Annotated in this window: 18 protein-coding genes; 10 read left to right on the forward strand and 8 right to left on the reverse strand. The window is 34.4% G+C overall.

Annotated elements, in window-relative coordinates; genetic code table 11:
• Positions 1-58 precede the first annotated feature (58 nt).
• From QYS48_RS04430 to QYS48_RS04460, 7 genes are all read left to right on the forward strand, one after another.
• Positions 59-2,617 carry an ATP-dependent Clp protease ATP-binding subunit gene (locus tag QYS48_RS04430; RefSeq protein WP_308357683.1) on the forward strand — a complete coding sequence of 853 codons (2,559 nt, stop codon included), beginning with the start codon at positions 59-61 and terminating at the stop codon, positions 2,615-2,617.
• Between the two features lie 220 nt (positions 2,618-2,837).
• Positions 2,838-3,101 (forward strand): hypothetical protein, encoded by a 264-nt coding sequence (locus tag QYS48_RS04435; protein WP_302127777.1) that lies wholly within the window; start codon positions 2,838-2,840, stop codon positions 3,099-3,101.
• 819 nt (positions 3,102-3,920) lie between these two features.
• A complete protein-coding gene (locus tag QYS48_RS04440) occupies positions 3,921-4,391 on the forward strand; it encodes an Lrp/AsnC ligand binding domain-containing protein (protein WP_308357684.1) in 471 nt (156 codons plus the stop codon).
• A 13-nt stretch (positions 4,392-4,404) separates the two neighbouring features.
• Positions 4,405-5,838 carry a TlpA disulfide reductase family protein gene (locus QYS48_RS04445; protein ID WP_308357685.1) on the forward strand — a complete coding sequence of 478 codons (1,434 nt, stop codon included), beginning with the start codon at positions 4,405-4,407 and terminating at the stop codon, positions 5,836-5,838.
• 29 nt (positions 5,839-5,867) lie between these two features.
• Positions 5,868-6,674 (forward strand): prolipoprotein diacylglyceryl transferase, encoded by an 807-nt coding sequence (lgt, locus tag QYS48_RS04450; RefSeq protein WP_308357686.1) that lies wholly within the window; start codon positions 5,868-5,870, stop codon positions 6,672-6,674.
• Between the two features lie 70 nt (positions 6,675-6,744).
• Positions 6,745-9,609 (forward strand): excinuclease ABC subunit UvrA, encoded by a 2,865-nt coding sequence (gene uvrA / locus QYS48_RS04455; protein ID WP_308357687.1) that lies wholly within the window; start codon positions 6,745-6,747, stop codon positions 9,607-9,609.
• 57 nt (positions 9,610-9,666) lie between these two features.
• Positions 9,667-10,563, forward strand: a complete 897-nt coding sequence (locus QYS48_RS04460) for a bile acid:sodium symporter family protein (RefSeq protein WP_308357688.1) — start codon at positions 9,667-9,669, stop codon at positions 10,561-10,563.
• Here QYS48_RS04460 and QYS48_RS04465 read toward each other — a convergent pair whose 3' ends face one another.
• The 8 genes from QYS48_RS04465 to QYS48_RS04500 form a co-directional block, all read right to left on the reverse strand.
• On the reverse strand, positions 10,564-10,806 hold the full coding sequence (locus tag QYS48_RS04465) for a DUF4834 domain-containing protein (RefSeq protein ID WP_302103433.1): 243 nt from the start codon (positions 10,804-10,806) through the stop codon (positions 10,564-10,566).
• A 108-nt stretch (positions 10,807-10,914) separates the two neighbouring features.
• Positions 10,915-13,728, reverse strand: coding sequence for a carbamoyl-phosphate synthase large subunit (gene carB / locus QYS48_RS04470; RefSeq protein ID WP_308357689.1), 2,814 nt, complete (start codon positions 13,726-13,728; stop codon positions 10,915-10,917).
• 74 nt (positions 13,729-13,802) lie between these two features.
• Positions 13,803-14,405, reverse strand: coding sequence for a class I SAM-dependent methyltransferase (locus QYS48_RS04475; protein ID WP_308357690.1), 603 nt, complete (start codon positions 14,403-14,405; stop codon positions 13,803-13,805).
• On the reverse strand, positions 14,398-15,237 hold the full coding sequence (locus QYS48_RS04480) for a hypothetical protein (protein ID WP_302103431.1): 840 nt from the start codon (positions 15,235-15,237) through the stop codon (positions 14,398-14,400). Before QYS48_RS04480 ends, QYS48_RS04475 begins: the two co-directional genes overlap by 8 nt.
• 121 nt (positions 15,238-15,358) lie before the next feature.
• The gene (gene rplS, locus QYS48_RS04485) at positions 15,359-15,709 is read right to left on the reverse strand and encodes a 50S ribosomal protein L19 (RefSeq protein ID WP_308357691.1); all 351 of its coding nucleotides are present in this window, start codon (positions 15,707-15,709) and stop codon (positions 15,359-15,361) included.
• 102 nt (positions 15,710-15,811) lie between these two features.
• A complete protein-coding gene (gene trmD / locus QYS48_RS04490) occupies positions 15,812-16,492 on the reverse strand; it encodes a tRNA (guanosine(37)-N1)-methyltransferase TrmD (protein ID WP_302103430.1) in 681 nt (226 codons plus the stop codon).
• Positions 16,482-17,018: a ribosome maturation factor RimM gene (gene rimM, locus QYS48_RS04495; protein WP_308357692.1), complete on the reverse strand. Its 537-nt coding sequence runs from the start codon at positions 17,016-17,018 to the stop codon at positions 16,482-16,484. The genes trmD and rimM overlap by 11 nt, the downstream gene beginning before the upstream one ends.
• A gap of 12 nt (positions 17,019-17,030) precedes the next feature.
• Positions 17,031-17,627, reverse strand: coding sequence for a 30S ribosomal protein S16 (locus QYS48_RS04500; RefSeq protein WP_308357693.1), 597 nt, complete (start codon positions 17,625-17,627; stop codon positions 17,031-17,033).
• Between the two features lie 608 nt (positions 17,628-18,235).
• Between QYS48_RS04500 and QYS48_RS04505 the strand changes: the two genes are divergently transcribed.
• The 3 genes from QYS48_RS04505 to QYS48_RS04515 are packed head-to-tail and all read left to right on the forward strand — an operon-like array spanning position 18,236 to position 22,987.
• Complete coding sequence (locus tag QYS48_RS04505) at positions 18,236-20,974, forward strand: 2-oxoglutarate dehydrogenase E1 component (protein ID WP_308357694.1); 2,739 nt, start codon at positions 18,236-18,238, stop codon at positions 20,972-20,974.
• Between the two features lie 27 nt (positions 20,975-21,001).
• Positions 21,002-22,585, forward strand: a complete 1,584-nt coding sequence (odhB, locus tag QYS48_RS04510) for a 2-oxoglutarate dehydrogenase complex dihydrolipoyllysine-residue succinyltransferase (RefSeq protein ID WP_308357695.1) — start codon at positions 21,002-21,004, stop codon at positions 22,583-22,585.
• A gap of 51 nt (positions 22,586-22,636) precedes the next feature.
• Entirely contained in the window at positions 22,637-22,987 is a 351-nt protein-coding gene (locus tag QYS48_RS04515) for a four helix bundle protein (protein ID WP_302103428.1), read from the forward strand.
• Positions 22,988-23,010 lie beyond the last annotated feature (23 nt).

The raw sequence follows: 23,010 nt of genomic DNA on the forward strand, positions 1-23,010 counted from the left end.
TAGTTACATTTAATTATGTCTTCGGACATATAATTTTAGAATATCGAGCAGTAAGCATATGGAAGCAAAATTTTCAAACAGAGTTAAAGAGGTTATTTCTTTAAGCCGAGAAGAGGCTTTAAGATTGGGCCACGACTATATAGGTACAGAGCACTTACTTTTAGGTATGGTAAGAGAAGGTGAAGGTGTGGCGATCAGTCTTTTGAAAAAGCTTGGCGTTTCGCTCGATGAACTTCGTGGCGAATTAGAAAGAAGTACAAGAGGAACTGCTACAAATAATGTTAAAAACTTAGCAAATATTCCTCTTACGAAGCAGTCTGAAAAAGTATTAAAAATTACTTATTTAGAAGCAAAGATTTTTAAAAGTCAATTAATTGGTACTGAGCACTTATTACTTTCTATTCTTAGAGATGAGGACAATATTGCCTCTCAAGTAATGGAGAAGTTTGATGTTAATTATGACGTTATTAAAGAGCTTTTAGAATATCAAACACAAAATCCTATGGCATCTTCTGATACTGAAGACAGCGATGAGGATTCTGGTAAGATTTTTGGCGGAGGTTCAAGAGAATCCGGTAGTTCAGGAGGATCAAAATCAAGCGAAAAATCTAAAACTCCTGTTTTAGATAATTTTGGCCGTGATTTAACCAAAATGGCAGAGGAAGATAAGCTTGATCCTATTGTAGGCCGTGAAAAAGAAATTGAACGGGTAGCCCAAATTTTATCAAGAAGAAAGAAAAACAACCCAATCTTGATTGGTGAGCCAGGTGTTGGTAAAACAGCCATTGCTGAAGGTCTTGCTTTAAGAATTATTCAAAGAAAAGTATCAAGAGTACTCTTCAATAAAAGAGTAGTTACCTTAGACCTTGCTTCATTAGTGGCAGGTACCAAATATCGTGGACAGTTTGAGGAGAGAATGAAAGCTGTAATGAATGAATTGGAGAAATCTCCAAATGTCATTCTATTTATTGACGAGCTTCATACTATAGTTGGCGCTGGTGGTGCATCAGGATCATTAGATGCGAGCAATATGTTTAAGCCAGCTTTAGCAAGAGGCGAAATACAATGTATTGGTGCCACAACTTTAGATGAGTATCGTCAATATATTGAAAAAGACGGTGCATTAGCAAGACGTTTCCAAATGGTAATGGTAGATGCTACTACTCCTGAAGAAACAAAAGAGATATTAGACAATATTAAAGATAAATACGAAGATCACCATAATGTAAATTTCACTAGCGAGGCTATTGATGCGTGTGTGAAGTTAAGTGATCGATATATCTCTGATAGATTCTTGCCTGATAAAGCAATTGATGTGATGGATGAAGCTGGGGCTAGAGTTCACTTAAATAATATCCATGTTCCAGATTCAATTGTTAAGTTAGAAGCTTCAATTGAAGACATCAAAAAAGAAAAGAATAAAGTTGTAAGAAGTCAGAAATACGAAGAAGCAGCTCGATTAAGAGATACTGAGAAAAAGCTTATTGAGGACTTAGAAACTGAAAAGAGAAAGTGGGAAGATGAAACCAAAGCAAAGCGATATACCGTAACGGAAGAGAATGTTGCTGAGGTAATAGCTATGATGACTGGCGTTCCTACTAAACGTGTGGCTGAAAACGAAAGCGTTAAACTTAAAGGAATGGCAGATGACCTTCAAGGTCATGTAATTGGTCAGGATGAAGCAATTCAAAAACTTTCAAAAGCAATTCAAAGAACCAGAATTGGATTGAAAGATCCTAAAAAACCAATTGGTTCATTCGTTTTCTTAGGCCCAACTGGTGTTGGTAAAACTGAGTTAGCAAAGGTTTTATCTACTTATTTATTCGATAAAGAGGATGCTCTAATCAGAATTGATATGAGTGAGTATATGGAGAAATTCTCCGTATCAAGACTAGTGGGTGCGCCTCCGGGTTATGTTGGGTATGAAGAGGGTGGTCAGCTTACTGAAAAAGTAAGAAGAAAACCTTATTCGGTAGTTTTATTAGATGAGATTGAAAAAGCTCACCCTGATGTGTTTAACCTATTGCTTCAAGTATTGGATGATGGGATCCTTACTGACGGTTTAGGAAGAAGGGTAGACTTTAGAAATACAATTATTATCATGACTTCAAATATTGGAGTGCGTGATCTTAAAGACTTTGGTGCTGGAATAGGATTCTCAACAGCCGCAAAAGAGGAGAACTCTAATGAGGTGATGAAATCAACCATTCAAAATGCCTTGAAAAAAGCATTTAGTCCTGAATTCCTAAATAGATTGGATGATGTTATTGTATTTAATAGTCTTGAAAGAGAGCACTTACATAAAATCATTGATATTTCATTGAAAAAAGTATTTGACAGAATGCTTTCTTTAGGATATGATATTGATTTAACTGAAGCAGCTAAAGACTTCTTATCTAAGAAAGGATATGATCAACAATATGGCGCAAGACCATTGAACAGAGCTATCCAAAAATATTTAGAAGATTTAGTAGCGGAAGAAATATTAAATGAAAAAATAAAAATTGGTGATTCCATCATAGCAGATCACGATGGCAAGAGCGAACACCTCTTTATTAAGCAGAAGAAAAAGAAGAAGGACGATAAGAAAGAAAATAAAAAAGAGGATACGAAATAATAAAAGAGACCGATAGAAATATCGGTCTTTTTTTATGACTAACATCCTACTGATAATATATTTCAATAATTTCATGAAATATTACATATGTAATATGAGATTTCTATCCTTGAATTAGAGGAATTAATACCCTATTTGTTGCACTTAACCGATAATTAATAGAATTAATTTGAATTTAAGATTTATTAAACGAGATTTAACTTAAATAAAATAGGGAATCATGCACACAGCCGTATCAAAAAAAGAAAATATAATTGATAAATTCAGCAGCTTAATTGATTTAAGTGGTGGGAACAGTTCTGAATGGAAAATTGGAATAGCTTCCATTGAACGAGCATCACTTCTTAACGTTAAAGACGAAATATCTTTCCAAAAAGTACAAATTGATGAGGCAAAAGAAATCTTATTTCATTTCATTGCTCAAGGAGTTCAGACTTGTAATATGAGCAAATCTAATTATAACGGAATATATCTATACAGATAAAAGCTGTAAGGGAAGGATTCGAACCTTCAAGAAGCAGTTAGGCAACAGATCCCACGATAAACTACTTTGGGATACATAAATTATCGTGAAACAGCTGTGCTTTATTCCAAACCTTCACCCCCGAGACAGGAGGGCATGTTTGCCAATTCCATCACCCTACAGTGTAATAGCTTAAGTTAACGACAAGTACAAAAGATTGTACTTGTCAAATAACCACGCTTAATAAAAGTTAACCTTTCAACTCTGATCACTAGAGATCTCAACAATCAAATTGATAAAATACAAAGCTCTTCATTGCATTTTGCTGTAAGGGGAGGATTCGAACCTCCAAAGAGCAGTTAGGCTACAGATTTCACGATAAACTACTTTGAGATTCCCAAAAGGAAATTATCGTGAAACGACTGTGCTTTATCCCAAACCTCCACCCCCGAGACAGGAGGGCATGTTTGCCAATTCCATCACCTTACAATTTATTTTAATAAAAAGTAAACCGTTTATACTTTTTGCTGTAAAGGGAGGATTCGAACCTCCAAGGAGCAGTTAGTCCCAAGTGATCACAATAAACTACATTAATGTAAATTATAGCGCTCATTCGGGATTTATCCCAATTCTCCACCCCCGAGACAGGAGGGCATGTTTGCCAATTCCATCACTCTACAAAATTTATTCTGATCAGTACTTTTTGCTTTTCTGATATTTCAAAGGTAATAAAAAGATCAATTACTTAAATATTATTTAATAATATTTGATTATAAATAGAGATACAATAATTTTAAACTATATTTATTAATTATTATGTAATTTAAAATCATATATCATATGGAAAATTATCAACTTGATAATACGGATTTAGCCATATTAAATATCCTAATGCAGGATGCACGAAAACCCTATACTGAAGTAGCCGAAGAAGTATTTGTTTCTCCAGGGACTGTCCATGTCAGAATGAGAAAGATGGAAAAACTAGGCTTAATTAAAAATTCTCAGCTACAAGTTGATTTGTCAAAACTAGGTTTGGATGTAACGGCATTTTTAGGAGTGTATCTCCAAAAAAGCTCTTTATACGATGATGTGGTGGCAGCCTTAAAGGAAATACCTGAAATAGTCGATTGCCATTATACTACAGGGGCATATTCTATGTTTGTAAAAATAGTTTGTAGGGACACCAATCACCTTAAAAACATATTACATGATTCAATTCAGCCTATTTCCGGAATAGAAAGAACAGAGACTTTTATATCTTTGGAGGAAAGTATAAATAGGCAAGTTCAACTAAACCCTAAAAAGTAAAACCTTCGATCCAATGAGACACTACCCTCTACTATTTTTATTCATCACTTTTATTTCTTGTTCGGAAAAATCAAAAAAAATAGATTTTCAAACAAAGGCTTATGCAACTTTAGAAATCATAAAAAAAGAATCCAATCAAGATTCTATTTCTGTATCTATAAGCCACGTATCTATCTTACCAGATGATTACTTTAATGCGGATTATGTTCTAAATCAAAAGTCTAACTTTATTTACCTGCCTTTAGACAGACCATCCAAAGCAAAAGTCAATATTAATGACCACTATCAAAACATTTGGGTGGGGCCAAATGACACTCTAACAATTCATTTATCTTCTTCAGGAAAGCTAAACTTCTCAGGGAAATATATCAAGGAAAATCAATATTTCAGGAATAAAAGAGAAGCTATTGGCTTTACTGATATCAATAAACCAATCAACCAAATAATAGGAAGCTTAAAAACTTATGATGAACATAAGATCGCAGTAGACTCCTTGTCAAAGATTGAATTAGAATTCTTACAAAACTATCAAGGGGAAATCTCCAACTCATTCAGAGACGCGGAAGAAATGCAAATATCTTACGATGCAGCACTCTATAAAGCCTCATTTCCTTTATATAATCAGGCAATGAATATCATTAAGAGTCCAATGCCCGATGATTTCTATAGCTTTGTCAAGGATTTGAAATTAAATAATACCCCAGCAATTCCAATAGATTCATATTTTGGCTTTCTAACCAACTACTTTTGGAGAGATGTTGATCAAAACAAACTAAAATCTCTGAATGGCAAAAAAAGAAACCTATATCTGAAAAATCATTTAGTTGATAAAGCTAATGAAGAATTGAAACCTGAAATCAAAGACTATTTTCTTGCTCATCACATATGCGATTTGATTAAGTACTATAACAAGATAGAATTAGATTCAATAGCTAAAGAATGGAATATCAATTCAAGTAAAAAGCTAATCACAGAAATCATAGATCAAAAGGTTCTATCAAATGAAGTTTATCAAGTTGAAAGTAAAGTGGAAGATTTCGAAATGTATAAATCAAACGGAAATAAAGTTAAAATCAGCGACTTTAAAGAAAAAATTGTTTACCTAAACTTTTGGGCAACATGGTGCAAACCCTGCATTGCAAATATTCCACAATTGAACTCAACCATTAAAGATTATCAAAAAGAAGAGAATATTGTATTCATCAATTTAGCTATAGAAAGTGATCGAGAAAAATGGATAGAAAGCATTAAAAAATATAATATTGAAGGGTTGAATCTTTTTATCCCTGAAGAAAAAAAATACAAACAAATTCAAGCAAAATTTGGGATTATTGGAATACCTCATTACGTTATATTAGGAAAAGACAACATTTTAAAAGTCAATTATGCCAATAAAGCTCCTAAAGTAAAATCAGAATTAGATACAATATTAGAGGCAAATAATTAACATCTTTACCTTTTACAAACATACATATTATGCTCAACTACATTATCTGGAATCCTGATGGAATATTATTTGATTTTGGTTTCTATCAATTAAGATGGTATTCCATTCTTTTTGGAATAGGATTTGTTTTAGGCTATCAATTCGTAAAATGGCGCTTTAAAAGAGATAATGTTGATACTAAGCTACTAGATAATTTAGCTGTTTATTTAGTAATCGGAACAGTGATAGGAGCTCGGTTGGGGCATTGCATATTTTATGATTGGGAATATTATCAAAACCATCTTTCAGAAATTCTACTTCCTTTTCGATTCTCCCCTACTTTTGAGTTTATTGGATATCAAGGCTTAGCTAGTCATGGCGGTGGAGCTGGAGTTATTATAGCACTTATTATTTTCTCCTGGCAAAATAAACTCAGCAAAATATGGATGATAGATACTATTGCACTAGTCGTTCCATTAGCTGGGGCTTCAATAAGATTAGGTAATTTAATGAATTCTGAAATTATTGGTAAGGCCACGAATGTAAGTTGGGCATTTGTCTTTAAACAGATAGATAACATTCCCCGACATCCAGCACAATTATATGAAGCCCTATCCTATCTCCTAATATTTGGAATTCTATTTTGGGTAGACAAAAAGCAGAAATTTAAAAACGGATTTGTATTTGGTTTAATGCTTGTATTAGTATTCATAGCTCGTTTTTTCATTGAATTTGTGAAAGCTGATCAATCTGCATTCGAAGCGGATATGACATTAAATATGGGGCAATGGCTCAGTATTCCTTATTTTATTTTAGGCTGGATATTTATTTATAGAGGGATCAAAAAATCTAATTAGAATTTATCTTTCCTAAAACGAAACAATCCTCTATGCTATTTTGTAAATTAGCAGGTTAGAAATTTAGAGGATGAGTTTAACAAAAGAAGCCAAAAACAATACACAAAACGCTACTATAGCGAGTCAGGAAGAGTTTATTGAAGTAATTGGTGCCAGAGAGCATAATTTAAAGAATATAGACATTTCGATACCTCGAGATAAACTTGTGGTAGTTACAGGTATTAGCGGTAGTGGCAAATCAAGCTTAGCTTTTGACACAATTTATGCGGAGGGGCAAAGACGGTACATGGAAAGCTTTTCTGCCTATGCCCGTTCTTTTATTGGGAATATGGAAAGACCAGATGTTGACAAAATTAATGGACTATCCCCCGTTATTTCAATAGAACAAAAAACCACCTCTAAAAACCCAAGATCGACTGTCGGCACCCTAACCGAAATTTATGATTTCTTGAGGGTTTTATATGCAAGAGCTGGTGAAGCCATTTCTTACAAAACTGGCAAGAAAATGCAGCGCCAGACTGAAGATCAAATTATTGAACATCTAATAAGTGAATTCCCTGATGCAAAACTTAGCATACTAGCTCCAGTTGTAAAAGGGCGAAAAGGTCATTACAGAGAACTCTTTCAACAAATTAGAAAGATGGGCTTTACAAAAGCCCGTGTGGACGGAGTGATTCTAGAAATCGATGCTCGTATGCAGGTTGACCGATACAAAACTCATGATATCGAGATAGTGGTTGACCGTATAGTTGTAGATGAAAAAGATAAATATCGTATTACTCAATCTGTAAAAACAGCCTTAAAGCACGGTAATGGTATCATGATGGTGAGAGATACTGATGGTAATGTTCATCATTTCTCTCAAAACTTGATGGACCCTGAAACTGGTTTAGCTTATGACGAACCTGCTCCTAATAGTTTTTCATTTAACTCACCTTATGGAGCCTGTCCGACTTGTAAAGGTTTAGGAGAATTAGAAAACATTACAAAAGAAACCGTAATCCCTAATCCTAAATTGAGCATTAGCAGGGGTGGAATAGCTCCTCTAGGTGAATATAGGGATATATGGATCTTTAAAAAGGTAGATGCTCTATTAAAGAATACGGATGTAAACCTTAGCACCCCAATTGAGAAATTTCCAGAAGAAGTATTAAATATTCTACTCTATGGGAGTAAAATGAAGGTTGAGGTTAATTCTAAAAAATATCCAGGTACAAAATGGAGTACTAGTTTCGAAGGAATTATTAAGTTTCTCCAAAAGCAGCAGGAAAGTGGGACAGATAAAATGCGTGACTGGCTTGAAGAGTATACAGTCATTCAGAAATGTCCTGACTGTAATGGACTTAGGCTAAAAAAAGAATCACTACACTTTCTGATTGATGGTAAAAACATCTCCGAATTAGCATTGATGAGCATTGGAGATTTAGGGAATTGGTTTGAAGGGATTGAAAGTAGATTATCAGAAAAACAAAACCTTATTGGAGCTGAGGTATTAAAAGAAATTAGGAAGCGATTAGGTTTTATGCTTGATGTAGGACTAGACTATTTATCCTTAGACCGACCTTTAAAAACACTCTCGGGTGGAGAAGCACAAAGAATAAGACTTGCCACACAAATAGGAACTCAATTAGTAGGCGTTCTTTATATTTTAGACGAACCCAGTATTGGATTACACCAGAGAGATAATACAAAGCTTATAGCCGCTCTGCAAGACCTAAGAGACCTAGGGAACACTGTTATGGTAGTCGAACATGATAAAGATATGATGCTGGCATCAGACTTTATATTAGACATTGGGCCAGGAGCCGGCAGACATGGCGGAAAGATTGTTGCAGCAGGTAATCCTGAAGAATTCTTAAAACAAAACAGTAAAACCGCTAAATACCTAAAAGAAGAATTAGCCATTGAAATCCCAAAGGAAAGAAGAAAAGGAAATGGCAAGAAACTTCAATTAAAAGGGGCCAAAGGAAATAATCTTAAAAATGTTAATGTAGACTTCCCTCTAGGGACCATGATGTGTGTTACGGGTGTTTCTGGTAGTGGTAAATCTACTCTGATCCATGATACCCTCTATCCTATTTTGAATCAGAAATTCTATCGATCTAAAAAAGATCCGATGGAACATGATTCTATTAAAGGATTAGAGCACTTAGACAAAGTAATTGAAGTAGATCAGTCTCCTATAGGTAGAACCCCAAGGTCAAATCCGGCTACCTATACTGGAGTTTTTACTGACATAAGAGCATTATTTAGTAATCTTCCTGAAGCTAAAATTAGAGGTTACAAACCGGGTAGGTTCTCATTTAACGTAAAAGGAGGAAGATGTGAAACCTGTGAAGGAGCAGGAATGAAACTAATTGAAATGGACTTCTTGCCGGATGTTCACGTTCCTTGCGAAACCTGTAAAGGCAAAAGATATAATAGGGAAACCTTAGAAGTTCGATTTAAGGGGAAATCTATTTCGGATGTATTAGATATGACGGTTGAACAAGCAGTTGAGTTTTTTACTAATCAACCTAAAATCTTAAGAAAAATAAAGACATTATCAGAAGTTGGTTTAGGATATATTACGCTTGGCCAACATGCTACTACTCTTTCAGGGGGTGAAGCTCAAAGAGTAAAATTAGCCACTGAACTATCGAAAAAAGATACTGGAAATACATTCTATATTTTAGATGAACCGACAACAGGTCTGCATTTCCAAGATATTGAGCACCTTTTAACAGTTTTGCAAAAACTGGTTGATAAGGGAAATACTGTTCTAGTTATTGAACATAATATGGATGTGATAAAAGTGGCTGATTATCTAATTGATTTAGGGCCTGAAGGTGGAACTGGCGGTGGAAATATTGTATTCACAGGTACACCAGAAAAAATTATAAAATTAAAAAATAGCTATACTGGTAAATTCCTCAAGGCAGAATTGAAAGCTTGAAAGCGATGATTTTTTCAAGGTCAGCATTATAAATTTTCATATATTCGCTTTATGAATATGGATGAAGTAACGCTTAATTTCAATAGCGAAAGCTTATTGTTGTTAAATTTTTTGTTGGGCTTTATCATGTTTGGTGTTGCACTAGACTTGAGAGTGGAAGATTTTAAAAGAGTTCTTTTAAACCCTAAAGCATCATTAGTTGGGCTGATTTCTCAGTGGGTTATCTTACCCATCATAACGTTAATCCTTATTTTTATTTTTGAGCCAAGCCCTAGTATGGCACTAGGAATGATTCTGGTAGCCTGTTGTCCTGGCGGTAATATTAGTAATTTTATCAGCAAATTAGCTGGGGGCGATGCAGCATTATCTGTTAGTTTAACAGCATTAACCACTTCAGCTGCTATTTTCATGACACCATTTAGCTTTGCTTTTTGGTCATCATTTGTATCAAGTGCTGAAAGTTTAAAGAGCAGCATTTCCCTTAATGTATGGGATATGTTTTCAACCATTTTATATCTGATTTTAATACCTGTGGTATTAGGAGTTAGCTTTGCTAAATATAAACCTCAGATTGCAAACAAAATCAGAAAGCCCGTGAACATCCTTTCAATTGTTATCTTTGCTGCTTTTGTTGTAATTGCTTTTATGAAAAACGCCAATTATTTCATTGAATTCATTCACATCATTTTTGTAATTGTTTTATTCCACAATGGCTTAGCATTCTTAAGTGGCTATTGGATGGGGAAATTAAGTGGATTAGAAGAAAAAGAAAGAAAGGCCATTTCTATTGAAACCGGAATACAAAATTCAGGTCTTGGCCTTGTTTTAATTTTCAACTTTTTTGATGGTATAGGTGGAATGGCGATAATTGCAGGTTGGTGGGGAATATGGCATATTATTGCAGGGCTTACCATCGCTTTTATTTGGTCAGGAAGAAAAGTATTTGCTCAGTAATTATACTTCTTCGTAATCTACATATTCACCACCCTTAAAATTACCTCCGGATCTTTTACCCTTTTGGTTAGGGATATGATCTATATGAACTCCATCTTTAGTGGTTCTTCCTTTATTGTTTTGTTGATATTGTCTTTGTTGGGCAGCTTTTGCTGTTCTTCCTAAAAATAATCTGAATATAAATCCTCCTATCTTGAAAAATAAGTATCCAATTAAAAAGAGAATTAATAAAAACTTAAACATATTTCTTTTTCTAAGGCTATTGCCAATATTAGTTCACTACTATAAAAAACAACAAATTCCTTTAGCTAAGGTTCCTGCTAAACCAAAGGAATTTGCTATTAATATTTACTATCTACTTAAGTAAAGGTTTCGTTCTGATACAATTTTAAGGAAATAATCATCCATTAAATCATCAATAAAATAGATTGATTCCCCGGTTGATTTCATTTCTGGACCTAATTCCTTATTCACATTCGGGAATTTATTGAAGGAGAATATTGGCTCTTTAATAGCATATCCTTTCTTCGTTGGATTAAATTTAAAGTCTTTCACTTTCTTTTCACCCAACATCACCTTAGTAGCATAATTTACATAAGGCTCATTATAAGCCTTGCAAATAAATGGAACGGTTCTGGAAGCTCTCGGATTTGCCTCAATTATATAAACTGTATCATTCTTAATTGCAAACTGAATATTGATCAAACCTTTAGTCTCTAGTGCTAAGGCAATCTTTTTAGTGTAATTTTCAATTTGTGTGATAATTAAATCTCCCAAATTATAAGGAGGCAATACAGCATATGAATCACCAGAGTGAATCCCGGCCGGTTCCACATGTTGCATTATCCCAATGATGTAAACATCTTCACCATCACAAATTGCATCAGCTTCCGCTTCAATAGCACCATCCAAGAAATGATCTAACAATACTTTATTACCTGGAATGTCTCTTAAAACATCTACAACATGTTCTTCCAACTCCTGCTCATTGATCACAATCTTCATTCCTTGTCCACCCAATACGTATGATGGCCTTACGAGCATAGGAAACCCAATATCCTTAGAAACCTCAAGAGCATTATCTGCATCTTCCACTACGGTGAATTTAGGATACGGAATATCATTATCAGCTAACAACTTAGAGAATGAACCTCTATCTTCTGCTAGATCTAAAGCTTCATAAGAAGTCCCTATGATTTTGATACCATAACGGTTTAGTTTTTCAGCTAATTTAAGAGCTGTTTGACCTCCTAATTGAACAATTACACCTTCAGGCTTTTCATGAAGGATAATGTCATAAATATGTTCCCAGAATACAGGTTCGAAATATAATTTATCAGCAGTATCAAAATCAGTAGAAACCGTTTCAGGATTACAGTTGATCATGATAGTTTCATAACCGCATTCTTTAGCGGCCAATACACCATGAACACATGAATAATCGAATTCAATTCCCTGACCAATTCTATTTGGTCCAGAACCTAAAATGATGATTTTCTTTTTATCGCTGGATTCAGATTCATTCTCTTCCTGAAAAGTTGAGTAGTAATATGGTGTTTGAGCCTCAAATTCAGCAGCACAAGTATCAACCAATTTATAAACTCGCTTGATTCCCATTTCTTCTCTCTTCTTATAGACTTCACTTTCAAGACATCTTACTAAATGGGCAATTTGTCTGTCAGCATAGCCCTTCTGCTTCACTTCGAGCATCAACTCTTTCGGAAGGTTTTCTATATGATATTTCTCAACCTCTTTCTCAAGCACTAATAGCTCCTCAATTTGCTCTAAGAACCATTTGTCAATTTTGGTAAGTTTTTGTATTGTTTTGAAAGGGATTCCCAATTTAAAGGCATCATAAATATGGAATAATCTATTCCAACTAGGATTTTCTAAACTGTAAAGGATTTCATCCTGCTTTCTTAATTCTTTCCCATCGGCTCCCAGTCCATTTCTTTTTATCTCTAAAGACTGACAAGCTTTTTGTAGGGCCTCTTGGAAATTCCTTCCAATCCCCATAGTTTCCCCTACTGATTTCATCGAAAAACCTAATCTTCTATCAGAGCCAGGGAATTTATCAAAGTTCCATCTTGGCACTTTCACGATCACATAGTCTAATGATGGCTCAAAAAATGCAGAAGTATTTTTTGTAATTTGATTTTTTAATTCATGTAAATCATAACCGATTGCCAATTTAGCCGCAATTTTTGCAATTGGATAACCAGTTGCTTTTGAAGCCAAAGCCGATGATCTTGAAACCCTAGGATTAATTTCAATACCGATTATATCATCATTTTCAGGATTAACAGCAAACTGTACATTACACCCTCCAGCAAAATTACCTATGCCTTTAATCATTTTGATGGCAAGGTTTCTCATTTCTTGGAAAACTGTATCAGGTAAAGTTTGAGCAGGTGCAACCGTAATGGAATCACCAGTATGAATTCCCATGGGATCGAAATTCTCTACCGAACATATCACAATTACATTCCCAATATTATCTCTTAGAATTTCTAATTCATATTCTTTCCAACCTAAAATACTCTGTTCAATTAGGACTTCATGTATTGGAGAGGCGTGTAAACCATCTTTAAGAGCGTTATCAAATTCTGCGGGATCTTTTACAATAGCCCCACCTAATCCACCAAGCGTAAAAGATGATCTTAATACTAATGGAAAGCCTATTTTCTGTGCGATTTCTTTTCCTTGTAAGAAAGAAGTAGCAGTCTCTCCTCTACAAACTCCTACACCAAGCTCTTCCATCTTCAAACGGAACAACTCTCTATTTTCAGTAGTGTCAATGGCATCCACATCAACACCTAACATTTTTACTCCGTATTTTTTCCAAACCCCTGATTTATCACATTCTATAGCGAGGTTTAAGGCAGTTTGACCTCCCATAGTGGGCAATACTGCATCAATATCATGCTTTTCAAGAATTTCAACTATTGATTTCTTAGTAAGCGGTTTAAGGTAAATATTATCTGCTGTAACCTCATCCGTCATAATAGTTGCCGGATTGGAGTTAATTAAGGTTACTTCTATTCCCTCCTCTCTTAGAGATCTTGATGCTTGAGAACCGGAGTAATCGAATTCGCAAGCTTGACCAATGATAATAGGACCTGAACCGATGATAAGAACTGACTTGATGCTGTTGTCTTTAGGCATGAGATTTTTATTTGTGTTGGGCTAAATAAATTGGGCAAAATTAAGATGATAATTCCGAAATCGAAAGGAGTTCGTCATTCAATCTTTTGATAAATTTTGGATTCTATCATAGAATGGAAAAAAGAGGCTTTTGATTTCAAAATAAAATCATGCTTTTTAAAAATGGTATCAAAATCGGGTAGTTTTGATGTGCTTAAACCTGTGGCCAAATTAAAAAACCAATACATTAGCTTCACTAAAACTTTTTGCCATATCTTTTTGGGGTAAAAATCTGTATGAATCCAGACTGTAGCTGTATGATTAATAGCTTCAATCTTTGAGAATATAATATGTAACTCATTTTCTTTAAAGCAATCTAGTATAAAAGGAGTGATAACGTAGTCATAATGCTGAATAGAATGAAAATTTAAAATATCTGCATTAATAAATTTAACTTCAGCATTAGTTCTTACCTTTTTAGCTTTTTCAATCATTTTAGATGACAGCTCAACATAGCTTATTTTGTGAGTATTATCAAAGCACTTTAATAATTGCCCGCTGCCCCCACCTATTATTATAATCGAGCTATTTTGAGATATATCCTTCAAGAAGTGTTGAGCTGCATTTTCTAGTTGATCTTTGAAAACTATTTTTTTCAAAGCATCATAAATCCCAGCAATGCGATTGAAATTAGCCATCGATTAAAAGAATTTCTAATATTGGTAATACAAAAACTATATCACCTATTACCCTATACCATTCTTCTTGTCGTAGAACAATCTCCTTACTTAACACCATTGCTAATACGGATGCCATGAAAATAAACATCGCTTGGTAATCTAAAAGCTCCTCCGCTTTAAATAATAAAAAGGATGATGACCAAATGAGGACAAAAGCAAACAATAAAAATAAAATGACTCTTCTTGAAAAATCAGCTCCTTTAATGGTAGCAAATGAGTTAAAACCATTTTGCTTATCCGTTTTATACTCAATCATATTAAACAGTATCAAATTAATACTTGCCAGAATAAAAAGCTGCAACCAAAAGTAAATTAAGATAAGCGGGATTTCTTGTATATAAGAAAAGGTAGGAAGGCATATACCTGAAGCGTAAACTAGTGCAATGAACCATTCTTTTGCCCAGATTGCAGTTTTTTGAATGAAATGAACATAAATCAAATAGCAAAAGACTACAAATCCTAAAGCTAATCCATAGCCAATTAGATAGGGTTTTAAACTTTGTAAAATAAAAATTAAAACCATAGTTACCACCGCAATTAAGCCAAAAATATACGGAGCATTTTTATGATGAATAGCATGTCGTAGGAATACGTCTTTCGATTTGAGCTTTCTGGCATCCAACAAATGATCAATAGTATAAATTAGCCACACAGTGAGACCAAGGGCTAAAATTGCTTCGGTAGGGATATCTGCATTAAAGTAATTTCCAATCCATCGAGCGCTGATTACAGCACCTGCAACCACATCTAAACTGAAGGCTCTTATGTATTGATAAAACTTAGCAAACATCAGTGTAAAAATAGAATAAATCTAAGAATTTATTCACTTAATCGTTTTAAATATGATCCTAATCGAAAAAAAAAGGCGATTATGTTTCCATAATCGCCTCTTGTATGTTGAATGTAAATCCTTAGATTTTTTCTTTAATTCTAGCAGATTTACCCTTTCTACCTCTTAAGTAGTATAATTTTGCTCTTCTAACTGAACCTCTTCTTACCACTTCGATTTTATCGATAGCAGGAGAGATTAAAGGAAAAATTCTTTCAACACCAATTCCACTAGAAATTTTTCTTACAGTGAAAGTAACAGAGTTACCAGAACCTCTTTTTTGAATTACAGTTCCTTGGTATTGCTGAATACGCTCTTTATTTCCTTCTTTAATTCTTACGTGAACATTCACTGTGTCCCCTGCTTTAAATTCAGGAAACTTGCTTACTGCTTCGTGATATTCTTTTTCAATTTCTTTGATCAAATCGCTCATGGCTCTTTCTTTTTTCCGATAATGGTTTCGGTTCTATATCCCGAAAAATGGAGTGCAAATATAAGGATAATTTTATTCTTTGCATCCCATATTAATATTTTTTTATTCTTTTTTCAATAAATCTGGCCTTCGTTCCTCAGTTCTTTTTACAGCTTGCTCAAAACGCCACTTTTCAATGTTGGCAGCATGGCCGGAAAGAAGCACATCTGGAACTTTCAATCCTTTAAATTCCGCTGGTCTACTGTACACTGGCGGTGCTAATAATCCATCCTGATAGGAATCTGTTAAGGCTGAGGTTTCATCTGATAGTACTCCAGGAATCAACCTGATCACCGCATCAGTTACTACCGCTGCAGCTAACTCCCCTCCAGAAATCACATAATCGCCAATACTAATTTCACGAGTAATATAATGCTCTCTTACACGCTCATCAACTCCTTTATAGTGACCACACAATATAAGTAAGTTGCCTTTTAAGGCTAACTCATTAGCGATAGGTTGACTAAACTGTTCACCATCAGGACTCATATAGATTATCTCATCATACGCATGTTGAGATTTAAGGTCATCAATGGCAGCAGCAATAGGCTCAATTTGCAAAACCATTCCTGCTCCACCACCATAAGCATAATCGTCAATACTTCTCTGCTTATGGGTTGAATATTGTCTTAAATCATGCACATAAATTTCAGCTAATCCTTTTTCTTGAGCTCTTTTAAGTATACTATCAGAAAATGGACCCTCTAATAATTTGGGCAAGCAAGTGATTATATCAATCCTCATTTTCTTCTAAATATAACTCTAGTAAACCTTCAGGCAAATTCACTTCTATGCTTGATTCTTCTCTATTGACATTAAGAATTACATCATCATTAATAGGGATCAAAACTTCTTTCCCCTGATATTCCATACCTATTAAATCTTGATGACCTGCTTCAAACACCTCCTTAACAATCCCTAACTCACCTTTCTGTACATCGAAAACCTTAAATCCATCAATCTCATGAAAATAAAATTGATTGCCAGTTAATTCAGGTAATTGTGTTAGTGGCAAATGAAGCGTTGATCCTCTTAAATTTAAGGCTGATTCCTTGCTGTCAATATCATCAAACTTTACTAAGGCTTCTTTATTTTTTAATTGAATACGCTCAATAAAAAATGGAACCAACTTTCCATTTTGTGATAGAAAGACTGATTCCATTTCCGCATAATCCTCTGGATAATCAGTATCCAAAGAGATATATAATTCTCCTTTTAAACCATGAGGCTTCAATACCATACCTAACTGAAAGCATTGGTCAAGCTTCATGGGGAAATTATTTTAATCTTCTTTTTTCTCTTCTGAGTTTTCTTCAGATGCTTCAGCTTTTGGAGCCTCTTCAGTAGCAGCCTCATCAGCCGGTGCTTCTTCAGTTGCCTCCTCTGCTGGAGCTTCAGCAGCTTTCGCTTCAGCCTCAGCTTCTTCTTGACGCTTACGGATTGCTTCCGCTCTTGCCTCATTAACTTTAGCTTCTGCTTCTAATCTTGCTTTCTTCTCAGCTGCTGTTTTATCAGCAATAGATTTTTCTTTTCCTTCAATAGCAGCTTGTTTATCCTTTAACCAAGCCTCTAGTTTTTTGTCAGCTTCTTCTTGAGTTAAAGCACCTTTTATCACACCAATTTGTAAATGCTTTTTATAAAGCAATCCACGGTATGATAACATAGCTCTAACTGTATCAGTAGGCTGAGCACCATTCATTAACCACTGAAAAGCCTTGTCATTGTCAAGCTCGATAGCTGCAACAGGCGTATTTGGGTTATAAGTACCTATTTTTTCAATAAAGCGACCATCACGTGGTGCACGGGCGTCAGCTACGACTACATCGTATATCGCCAGTTTTTTACGGCCTCTTCTGGCCAATCTAATTTTTACTGCCATTTTCTATTTTATTTTAGCAATTACGAAGGATCACGTCCCTCTTTTATATTTGGAGTGCAAAGGTATATAATTTTCTGAAAAGAAACACAAGTTTAGTAATTTTTAAAAATTAGTTATAATCTGTAGAAACTTAATAATCAATAAGTTAATGAGTTTATGCTAAAATTCTCAAATAAAATTAGTGCTTTCAAAATCCTTTGAATCAGCTTCTACCCCATCCTCTAAGCTTTTCGATCGATTCATTTACGATGAAAAAATCTAAGTTTGAGTCTTTCCTGATTACATTAAAACAATAAATTACTGCAAATCCATTCCTAAATCACAGTTCGCGATACCAAAATATTCAAAATATAGATAATATTAACTCTTTTAAAGTCTTTTGAAATGACTACTAATTATAAACGACCAAAGCCTATTGCCTATTAAAACTTTGCACAATCTAGATCTACATTAAGTAATTGCCAATTTTTAAAACACCAAGTGTATTAAGACCGTTATTAGTGCCAACATATTTGAAAATCAATTGATTCCGCTTAATCGCATAAGCAATTTTAATAGTTTTTCATAAGTGTTTATATTTGCTTATCAATAAATAAAACAATTCCATAATGGATAAATACACCTATATAGCCAATGCACATGGCAATTATATCGAGGAACTTTATCAATCATATAAAAATGATCCTGAATCAGTAGATGATTCATGGCAAAAGTTCTTTGAAGGTTTTGAATTTTCTCAACAAGATTTTGGTGGAAATGGCGAAGCTACAGATTTAAAGGTCTCTTCAAAAGAAACTCATGTTCGTAATCTGATACAGGCATACAGAATGAGAGGTCATTTGAAATCTAAAACCAATCCGGTTAGAGAAAGAAGACCGCATGATGCTAGAATAAGCTTAGAAGAATTCGACCTTAAAAAGGAGGATTTGAACGAGAAATTCTCAATTGGACAAGAAATAGGAATCGGTAAAGCTAGCTTAAAAGAAATAGTTGATGCCTTAGATAAAATATATATTGGTTCCATAGGGTTCGAATATATGCATATACGTGATCCAAAAATCGTGGATTGGTTTATTGATAAAGCTGAAAAATCAAAAGGTGACTATCAGCCTCAATTAGAAGAAAAGAAAAGAATTTTATCAAAACTAAATGAAGCAGTTGTCTTTGAAAACTTCCTGCATACAAAATTCTTAGGTCAGAAAAGATTCTCACTTGAAGGTGGAGAGAACACCATCCCATTTTTAGATAAAGTTATTAATAGATCTTCTGAATTGGGTACGAAAGAGGTAGTAATCGGGATGGCTCACAGAGGTAGGTTAAATGTTTTAGCTAACATTATGAATAAAACCTACGAGCAAATTTTCGCGGAGTTTGAAGGAAACACAGATCCTGATCTTACTATGGGAGATGGAGATGTAAAATATCATATGGGGTATTCAAGTCATTTAGAAACTACAAGTGGCAAAAAAACTTATGTTAAATTAACACCTAACCCTTCTCACCTTGAAGCTGTAAATTCCGTTGTTTTAGGATACACTCGAGCACAAATTGATGACGAATACAATGACAATGCAGATGCAGCAGTTCCAATTTTAATCCATGGAGATGCAGCTGTTGCCGGACAAGGAATAGTTTATGAAACTACTCAAATGTCATTATTGGAAGGTTATTCTACTGGAGGAACCATCCATTTAGTAATCAATAATCAAGTAGGTTTTACGACTGATTATGACGATGCACGTTCATCAATCTATTGTACAGATATTGCTAAAATGATTGATGCTCCTGTATTACACGTAAATGGCGATGATGCAGAAGCAGTAAATTTTGCCGCAAATTTAGCAGTTGAATATAGACAAAAATTCCATAAAGATATCTTCATCGATTTATTATGCTACAGAAGACATGGACATAATGAAAGTGATGAACCTAAATTTACTCAGCCTAAACTTTACAATAAAATTGCGAAGCATGCCAACCCTAGAGAGGTTTATGTAAAGAAATTGACTGAAAGAGGTGATTTAGACAATGATTCAATCAAAAAACTTGAAAAGGATTTCAAAAAGCAACTTCAAGATCGATTGAATGAGGTTAAACAAAAGCCATTACCTTATAAACCTCAAAAAATAGAAGAAGAATGGAAACAGCTAAGAAGAGCTAAATCTGACGATTTTTTAGCATCTCCAGACACTTCTATCTCTCAAGAATTGGTTGACAAAATTGGAAAAGCTTTAACTAGTCTACCAAAAGGTTTCAAACCTCTTAAGCAAATTGATAAATTATTTAAAGATAGAAAGAAGAATTTCTTTGATGAGAAAATGTTAAACTGGGCTGATGCAGAATTATTAGCTTATGGTTCCTTACTATCTGAAAATACTATCGTTAGAATGTCTGGTCAGGATGTGAAAAGAGGAACTTTCTCTCACAGACATTCTTATGTTTTTGATGCAGAAACAAACGAACCTTATTGCAATCTTGATCATATTGAGGAAAATCAACAGCAGAAATTTAAAATCTTTAACTCTTTATTATCAGAATTTGGCGTATTAGGTTTTGAATATGGTTATGCCATGGCTACTCCAAATGCATTAGTTATTTGGGAAGCACAGTTTGGTGACTTTGCAAATGGTGCTCAAGTAATGATTGATCAATTCATCACTTCAGCAGAAAGTAAATGGCAGAGAATGAATGGTCTTGTGATGTTATTACCACATGGTTATGAAGGACAAGGACCTGAACACTCGAATGCTAGACCTGAAAGGTTCTTACAATTAGCAGCAGAGGAAAACTTAGTGGTAACCAATATCACTACTCCTGCTAACTTATTCCATATGTTTAGAAGACAGGTAAAATGGGAGTTTAGAAAACCATTGGTTCAATTTGCTCCAAAATCATTACTACGTCATCCGAAAGTAATTTCTCCAATATCAGAATTCACTGATGGTAAATTCAGAGAAATTTATGAAGATGATTATGTAACTAATAAAAACGTAAAAAGAGTATTGTTGTGTACTGGTAAAGTATATTATGACCTTTTAGAAAAGCAACAAGCTGATAAACGTAAAGATGTTGCCATCATAAGAATAGAGCAACTACACCCATTCCCGATGAATCAAATCGATAAAGCATTGAAGAAATTCAAAGATCCTGAAATATTCTGGGTACAAGAAGAGCCTTCAAATATGGGATATTGGACTTATATGCTAAGAACTATTGCTAATAAAGCAGGCTTGCAGTTGATTTCAAGAAAATCTAGTGCATCTCCAGCTACAGGATATGCAAAAGTGCATAAGGCAGAACAAGAAGCATTAGTTGAAAAAGCTTTTGATTTAGATAATAAGAAATAAAATTTTTTAAGATAGAATTCAGAAAACATGAGTTTAGAAATAAAAGTACCTGAAGTAGGCGAATCAATCACTGAAGTGACCATAGCATCATGGTTAAAGAAAGATGGTGATTATGTTGAACAAGATGAAATTATAGCAGAATTAGAATCTGATAAAGCAACATTCGAACTACCCGCTGAAGTGTCTGGCGTTTTAAAAATAAAAGCTGAAGAAGATGAAACCATCGAAGTAGGGGCTGTAATTTGTGAGATTGATGAAAATGCTGAAGGTTCGGGATCTAAATCAGAAGATAAGGCTGAATCGAAAGAAGAAGAAAAGTCAGAACCAAAATCTGATAGTAGTAATTCTTCTTCAGGCAGCGGTCCTAAAAAGACAGGTGAAGTTCATGAAATGGTAGTTCCTACTGTGGGAGAATCTATCACAGAAGTTACCATTAGTTCATGGTTAAAGTCTGATGGTGATTATGTAGAGATGGATGAAGTAATCGCTGAAGTAGAGTCTGATAAAGCTACTTTTGAATTACCAGCAGAAGCTAACGGATTCTTGAAAATTGTTGCTCAGGAAGATGATACCATCGAAATAGGTGCTACTATTTGTAAAATCGAAGTAACTGAAGGAGGTGCTCCTAGCGACTCTTCTTCTGAAAGTAGTTCATCTTCAAGTGAATCATCATCAAGTGGTCAGGAAGATGGAAAAGAAACTTATGCAACAGGACATGCCTCTCCTGCTGCCGCAAAAATATTGAAGGAGAAAGGTATTGATCCAGCAAACATAAAAGGAACGGGTAAGGACGGTCGCATCACAAAAGAAGATGCGGAAAATGCAGAAAAGCAGCAGTCTAAACCATCACCTCAAAAAGATAAAGCTGAAGACAAAATTGAAACTCAAAGTGTTCCAGCTTCATCAGATGCTAGAGCTCAGAACAGAGAGAAAATGTCGAGCTTACGTAAGACTGTCGCAAGAAGATTGGTAAGCGTTAAGAATGAAACGGCTATGTTAACCACTTTTAACGAGGTGGATATGAAGCCAATCATGGACTTACGTAAAAAATACAAAGAGCAATTTAAAGAGAAATATGAAGTAGGCTTAGGCTTTATGTCATTCTTTACAAAAGCTTGTACTATGGCTCTAAAAGAATGGCCAGCGGTTAATGCTCAAATTGATGGTAATGAAATGGTATATTCGGACTATGTAGATATGTCAATTGCTGTATCATCTCCAAAAGGTTTAGTAGTTCCTGTAATTAGAAATGCAGAGAAACTATCTTTCAATGAAATTGAAGGAGAAGTAGTAAGACTAGCTAAAAAAGCTAGAGACGGTAAATTGAGCATAGAGGAAATGAGCGGAGGTACCTTCACCATCACTAATGGTGGTATTTTTGGCTCAATGCTTTCTACTCCTATAATTAACGCTCCTCAATCAGCAATTCTGGGTATGCATAATATTGTAGAAAGACCAGTTGCAATTAATGGTCAAGTGGAAATTAGGCCTATTATGTATGTAGCCTTAAGCTATGATCACAGAATTATTGATGGAAAAGAGTCAGTAAGCTTCTTGGTAAGAGTAAAAGAATTACTTGAAGATCCAACTAGATTATTGTTGGGAGTTTAACGCTTTGATATCAAAAGTACAGAGATATAAGTACAAAGTATTGAGAATAAAATGCATAAATTTCAAGATCTTCAAATATGGAAACAGTCAATGAATCTTGCTGAAATTATTTATAAAATAACATCAGCTTTTCCTAATGAAGAAAAATTTGGACTAACATCCCAAATGAAGAGAAGTGCGGTATCAATCCCTTCTAATATAGCTGAAGGTGCTGGTAGAAATAACCCTAAAGAATTTTATCAATTCTTAGGAATTGCTTTGGGATCTCTAGCAGAACTAGAAACTCAAAGCAATCTTTCTAACCGACTTTCATATATTAATGAAAAGAGTTTTGAAGAAATAATAGAAAGAATAAGTGAAATAAGAAGAATGACTTACTCTTTACAACAAAAACTGATTTAAAACCCTGTACTTTGTACTTAGTA

It is taken from the genome of Marivirga arenosa, assembly GCF_030503895.2.
GTDB lineage: Bacteria > Bacteroidota > Bacteroidia > Cytophagales > Cyclobacteriaceae > Marivirga > Marivirga arenosa.

What these genes read in the sequence shown, in the direction of transcription:
- QYS48_RS04460 (WP_308357688.1), top strand. Translation starts at nt 9,667, where the DNA reads ATGGATGAAGTAACGCTTAATTTCAATAGCGAAAGCTTATTGTTGTTA.
- lgt (WP_308357686.1), top strand. Translation starts at nt 5,868, where the DNA reads ATGCTCAACTACATTATCTGGAATCCTGATGGAATATTATTTGATTTT.
- QYS48_RS04500 (WP_308357693.1), bottom strand. Translation starts at nt 17,627, where the DNA reads ATGGCAGTAAAAATTAGATTGGCCAGAAGAGGCCGTAAAAAACTGGCG.
- rplS (WP_308357691.1), bottom strand. Translation starts at nt 15,709, where the DNA reads ATGAGCGATTTGATCAAAGAAATTGAAAAAGAATATCACGAAGCAGTA.
- QYS48_RS04480 (WP_302103431.1), bottom strand. Translation starts at nt 15,237, where the DNA reads ATGTTTGCTAAGTTTTATCAATACATAAGAGCCTTCAGTTTAGATGTG.
- odhB (WP_308357695.1), top strand. Translation starts at nt 21,002, where the DNA reads ATGAGTTTAGAAATAAAAGTACCTGAAGTAGGCGAATCAATCACTGAA.
- QYS48_RS04430 (WP_308357683.1), top strand. Translation starts at nt 59, where the DNA reads ATGGAAGCAAAATTTTCAAACAGAGTTAAAGAGGTTATTTCTTTAAGC.
- QYS48_RS04515 (WP_302103428.1), top strand. Translation starts at nt 22,637, where the DNA reads ATGCATAAATTTCAAGATCTTCAAATATGGAAACAGTCAATGAATCTT.
- QYS48_RS04445 (WP_308357685.1), top strand. Translation starts at nt 4,405, where the DNA reads ATGAGACACTACCCTCTACTATTTTTATTCATCACTTTTATTTCTTGT.
- QYS48_RS04440 (WP_308357684.1), top strand. Translation starts at nt 3,921, where the DNA reads ATGGAAAATTATCAACTTGATAATACGGATTTAGCCATATTAAATATC.
- QYS48_RS04505 (WP_308357694.1), top strand. Translation starts at nt 18,236, where the DNA reads ATGGATAAATACACCTATATAGCCAATGCACATGGCAATTATATCGAG.
- carB (WP_308357689.1), bottom strand. Translation starts at nt 13,728, where the DNA reads ATGCCTAAAGACAACAGCATCAAGTCAGTTCTTATCATCGGTTCAGGT.
- uvrA (WP_308357687.1), top strand. Translation starts at nt 6,745, where the DNA reads ATGAGTTTAACAAAAGAAGCCAAAAACAATACACAAAACGCTACTATA.
- rimM (WP_308357692.1), bottom strand. Translation starts at nt 17,018, where the DNA reads ATGAAGCTTGACCAATGCTTTCAGTTAGGTATGGTATTGAAGCCTCAT.
- QYS48_RS04475 (WP_308357690.1), bottom strand. Translation starts at nt 14,405, where the DNA reads ATGGCTAATTTCAATCGCATTGCTGGGATTTATGATGCTTTGAAAAAA.
- trmD (WP_302103430.1), bottom strand. Translation starts at nt 16,492, where the DNA reads ATGAGGATTGATATAATCACTTGCTTGCCCAAATTATTAGAGGGTCCA.
- QYS48_RS04465 (WP_302103433.1), bottom strand. Translation starts at nt 10,806, where the DNA reads ATGTTTAAGTTTTTATTAATTCTCTTTTTAATTGGATACTTATTTTTC.
- QYS48_RS04435 (WP_302127777.1), top strand. Translation starts at nt 2,838, where the DNA reads ATGCACACAGCCGTATCAAAAAAAGAAAATATAATTGATAAATTCAGC.